Consider the following 5,005-nt stretch of genomic DNA (forward strand, 5'->3'; position numbering starts at 1 on the left):
CGCCCACAATGTGGACGGGGTGCGAGTGAAAAGTGGCGCTTCGAGGTCAGCCGGCGGCCCCAAAACCGCTGCTGGGCCAAACGAACTCGGCTATCCCTCCACCATGGACAGAAACGATGCCGGCGGACGTGTCCTCGTCCCACCAGACGGTATACAGACCGGCGGGCAGATCGGGATAGACCGCACTGTGGAACGACCCGTCCCGCACCCGACGCTCCCGTACCGCCGAGTGGACCCGCCGATCATCGCCGCGGCTGATCTCGATCTCCCGGCCGTGCAACTCCCGACCGGTGTAGACGATCAGGGCACCGGTGTCACCACCCAGTTCGAGGACGACACTCCCCGTCTCCGACGGCCCGTACGTGTGCTCGTGCATCCGCTGCTCCCCCGCCGAAGATCAGGACGACGCCGGCGGGTTGTTGAACCCGTCGTACGGCGTACCGAGGTAGGGGAAGTTCGCGAGGAACGGGGCCGTCACGTCGGCGGCGCTCAACCCGGGGGTGACCGCGGCGGCCGCCGCGTCCGGGCGGAACGTCTTGTCGACCAGCGGGACGGTCACCCCGGCGATCGCCCGCAGCGCGATGCTGACCACGTCGTCGCCGACCCGCCGCCCGTTGGGGAAGCCGGCCAGGTCGCCGCCGAGCACCCCGAACCGGTCCGGCCGACGGGTCGGCGGGATCGCCGTGTTCAGCCGCAGCATGTCGGCCTGCACGTCACCGGTCGCGTTGGTGAAGCCGTCGATCAGCCCAGCCGGTACGCCGGTGAGCAGGATCGCCACCAGGTCGGCCCGGGCCTTCTTCGACTTGTTGAGCTTGTCCAGGTTGGGAAAGACGTCCGGGTAGAGGGCCGGCAGCAGCGCGGCCAACTCGGGCCGCTCGACGAACTGCGCGAACCGCTTGTCCTCCGACGGTGGCAGCGAGTTCCACAGGTCCTTCTTGGACATCGGCACGATGACCTCGTTGAACAGCGGATTGCCCAGCCGGGAGACCTGGGTGAACGGGCCGGTGGAGGTGTCCTGCGCGACCCGGTCGCCGAGCACCCGGACCTGCCGGCGCGACGCCGACGTCCACACACCGAGCACCGACGCCGGGTCGGCCGCGCCGTACCGGCTGGCGCGGCGGCGCACCTGCTTCAGCGGCACCTGCACGGCGAGGCTGTGCACGTTCATCCGGTCGGTGGCGTTGACCGGCTCCCCCTCGGCCTTGAAGATCTTCTTCCCGGCGACGTGCAGCTGCTGGAACGGCCGCAGCGTGCCGAGGTCGAAGATCGCCCCCAGGTCGACGAAGAAGCCGTCCGCGCGCTGCCCGGCGAAGACCCGCTCCCCCGTCGACAGGGTGTAGGTGGCCTGCCGGACGAGGTCGGCGTACTTCGGGGTGGACAGCGGGCCGACGTTGCACGGCGGGCAGGGCAGCTTGTGCGCGAGCCGGTGCTCCCGGCCGTCGGTCACCCGGGTCAGGCTGTAGAACTGCCGGCGGTTCCAGTTCTTGCTGTCCAGCGAGTCGATCGGCCCGGTGTTGTAGAGGAAGCTGTTCGGGTTGGTGATCTCGGTGGTGAACTCGAACCGGTAGGTGACGTCGGGCTGGCCGTCACCGTCGTTGTCGATGTGGATCTCGTAGCGCACGTCGTCGCCGAACTCGAAGAAGTTCGGCCCCCCGGACGGGAGCTGCAAGGGCACGTAGTTGGCGATCAACGTGACCGTGTCGGGCTTGTCGGGGCTGACGAACGCGTAAAGGTCGGAGCTGTCGGCGACCGGATCCTTGGCAATCTCCGGAGCCTCGCGGTGGGAAGACATGGCGGACCAACCTCACTGGGCGGGGACTGATGGCGGGCGGAGCGTGCGGGTCAGCGCCGGGCTGCGCGCCGCAGTCGGTCCGCCAGGCCGCGGTCGCGTACCTCGATCCGGGATTCACCGACGAAGACGTCCATCGTTCCGGACGCGGCGTCGCGCAGGTGCACGACGATCGGTTCGTCGTCCCGACCCGCCGCGCCCGGCGCGTTCTGCGCGGCCGACAGACCCGGCACGGTGAGTGCGGCGGCGCCGAGGGTGGCGCTGGCCGCGGCGGTCAACGTCTGCCGGCGGGTCAGTCGCGGCCAGGGCCGCTTCCGCTGATCACTGGTCATGGGCAACCTTTCCGGCGGCGGCGCGTACGCGCCCGCGGTGACGGACGGGTCCGGTGCCGTCGAGGTGACGCCGCCGGGCCCCTGAGGGAACACCGGCGGCGGTCCTCGCCGCGACCGCCGCCGGCACCGCTTGGTACGGCCGACGGCGGGAAAAGGTTCGACTTCAGCGCGGAGCGTGACCGTACGCAGTCGATCGCTTGCGCGCCGGACGACCGGCGGCCTTCGCGATGGCCCGCAACTGCTCCTCGGTACGCGCCGACCCGTTGCCGGAGCCGGCCATCCGGGAGATGGTCTCCTCCATCAGCGTGCCGCCCAGGTCGTTGCAGCCACCCTGGAGCATCGCCACGGTGCCCTCGTCGCCGAGCTTCACCCAGGAACACTGGATGTTGTCGATCCGGCCGTGCAGCAGCAGCCGCGACATGGCGTGCACCACGCGGTTCTCCCGCCAGGTCGGCCCCGGGCGGGCGATGCCGGCCAGGTAGATCGGCGCGTTGGTGTGCACGAACGGCAGCGCCACGAACTCGGTGAACCCACCCGTGCGGTCCTGTACGCCGGCCAGCACCCGGAAGTGCGCCAGCCACTGCCCGGGGTGGTCGACGTGGCCGTACATCATGGTGGAGCTGGACCGGATGCCCAGCTCGTGGGCCGTGCTGACGACATCGACCCAGGCGGCGGCCGGCAGTTTGCCCTTGGTGAGCACCCAGCGCACGTCGTCGTCGAGGATCTCGGCGGCGGTGCCCGGGATGGTGTCCAGCCCCGCCTCGCGCAGCTGGGTCAGCCATTCGCGCACCGGCACACCGGCCTTCGCGGCGGCGGTGACGATCTCCATCGGGGAGAACGCGTGCACGTGCATCTCCGGCACGCGGGCCTTGATCGCGCGCACGATGTCGGCGTACCCGGTGACCGGCATCTTCGGGTCGATGCCGCCCTGGAGGCACACCTCGCTGGCACCGGCCGCCCACGCCTGCTCGGCCCGGTCGGCGACCTGGTCGACGGAGAGCCGGTACGCGTCGGCGTCCCGCTCACGCTGGGCGAACGCGCAGAACCGGCAGCCCACGTAGCAGACGTTGCTGAAGTTGATGTTGCGGTTGACCACGTAGGTGACGTCGTCGCCGACCGCGTCGCGGCGCACGTCGTCGGCGAGCCGGCACAGCTCGTCCAGCGCCGGCCCGTCCGCGCCGAACAGCGCCAGCGCCGCGTCGGTGTGCCGGGGATCGAGCAGGGCCGCCGGGTCGTCGGCCGCCAGCCGCAGCCCGGCCGCCAGGTCACGGTCCGCACCACTGCCGGCCAGCGCCGGGGGTACGCCCGCTCGCCGCGCCGCCGCCTCGGGGGTGACCTTGCCGGCGACCTCGGACCAGTCGCCGTAGACGCTGTCGAAGTCGCCGCGCCGGTCGTCGGTGCGGCCGGTGGTGTCGATGGTGGCGTGCAGGTCGGTGCGCCCGCCGAACGTCTCCTCCGGCTCCTGCCAGGGGCGCCCCTGCGGGAGGGCCGACTCGACCGCCATGCCGGTCGCCGGGTCGGCGAGGGCGTTCACGTGGGGCAGCAGCCGCGGGTCGAGCCACGGGTCACCGGCGCGCACGTACTCCGGGTAGATGGTCAACCGCTCCCGCAGCGTGAACCCGGCCAGCTCGGTGTGCCGGGCCAACTCCTCGATCTGCGGCCACGGGCGTTCCGGGTTGACGTGGTCCGGGGTGAGCGGGGAGACGCCGCCCCAGTCGTCGATGCCGGCGCGCAGCAGCAGGGCGTACTCGCCGGCGATGAGGTTCGGCGGGGCCTGGATGCGGGCCTTCGGGCCGAGCAGCAGTCGGGCCACCGCCACCGTGGCGGCCAGGTCGTGCAGTTCCGCGTCGGGCATGCCGCGCATCGCCGTGTCCGGCTTGGCGCGGAAGTTCTGCACGATCACCTCCTGGAGGTGGCCGTACTCCCGGTGCGCGCGGCGGATCGCGAACAGCGCGTCCACCCGCTCGGCCGGGGTCTCCCCGATGCCGATGAGGATGCCGGTGGTGAACGGCACCCCGACCCGTCCCGCGTCGTCGAGCACCCGCAGCCGGACCGCGGGCTCCTTGTCCGGCGACCCGTAGTGCGGGCCGCCCGGCTCGGACCACAGGCGGGTCGCGGTGGTCTCCAGCATCATGCCCATGCTCGGGGCGACCGGCTTGAGCCGTTGCAGCTCCGACCAGGACAGCACGCCCGGGTTGAGGTGCGGCAGCAGGCCCGTCTCCTCCAGCACGGCCACCGCGCAGGCGCGCAGATAGTCCAGAGTGGAGTCGTAGCCGCGCTCGTCGAGCCAGCTCCGGGCCGCCGGCCAGCGCTCCTCCGGCCGGTCACCGAGGGTGAACAGGGCCTCCTTGCAGCCCTGGGCGGCGCCCTCCCGGGCGATGGCCAGCACCTCGTCGCGGTCCAGGAACGGCGCCGGCAGCCGGTGCGGCACGGTGGCGAACGTGCAGTAGTGGCAACGGTCCCGGCAGAGCCGGGTCAGCGGAATGAAGACCTTCTTCGAGTACGTGACCACGCCCGGCCGCCCGGCGTCACGCAGCCCGGCGTCGCGGATCCCACCGGCGGTCCGGAGCAGCTCGTCGAGCGCGTCGCCACGGGCGGCGAGCAGCGCGGTCGCCTCGTCGACGTCGAGCGCGCGCCCGGTCGCGGCCCGGCCCAGGGCCCGCCGCACGCTCGCCTCGCTCGGACCGGAGTGGGTGCGATCAACCATCCACTCAGCCTATGCGCAGCGCGAGCCCGAGCCACCAGACCCAGCCCGCAGCGTGGGAAACCGCACGCCATGATCACTTGATTCGTCGGTGGAGGGGGCGGGCACCACCTGCGGCTCCTTTGCTCTGCTTCAACCTACGCAACACCGCGCGTCCGATATTCGGACGCCGGGCGTTGC

Annotated in this window: 4 protein-coding genes; all 4 read right to left on the minus strand. The window is 71.8% G+C overall.

The genetic code is table 11. From position 1 onward, the window contains the following. Positions 1-46: 46 nt before the first annotated feature. Positions 47-376 (minus strand): phospholipase, encoded by a 330-nt coding sequence (locus tag AB0J68_RS26980; RefSeq protein ID WP_354854247.1) that lies wholly within the window; start codon positions 374-376, stop codon positions 47-49. Positions 377-397: 21 nt separating this feature from the next. Next, positions 398-1,792 (minus strand): DUF4331 domain-containing protein, encoded by a 1,395-nt coding sequence (locus AB0J68_RS26985; protein WP_363941106.1) that lies wholly within the window; start codon positions 1,790-1,792, stop codon positions 398-400. Positions 1,793-1,842: 50 nt separating this feature from the next. Next, complete coding sequence (locus AB0J68_RS26990; RefSeq protein WP_354854243.1) at positions 1,843-2,121, minus strand: hypothetical protein; 279 nt, start codon at positions 2,119-2,121, stop codon at positions 1,843-1,845. A gap of 163 nt (positions 2,122-2,284) precedes the next feature. Beyond that, on the minus strand, positions 2,285-4,828 hold the full coding sequence (locus tag AB0J68_RS26995; RefSeq protein WP_363941108.1) for a bifunctional FO biosynthesis protein CofGH: 2,544 nt from the start codon (positions 4,826-4,828) through the stop codon (positions 2,285-2,287). Between the last annotated feature and the right edge of the window lie 177 nt (positions 4,829-5,005).

Source organism: Micromonospora sp. NPDC049580 (assembly GCF_040675595.1).
In the GTDB taxonomy this organism is placed as follows: Bacteria; Actinomycetota; Actinomycetes; order Mycobacteriales; family Micromonosporaceae; genus Micromonospora.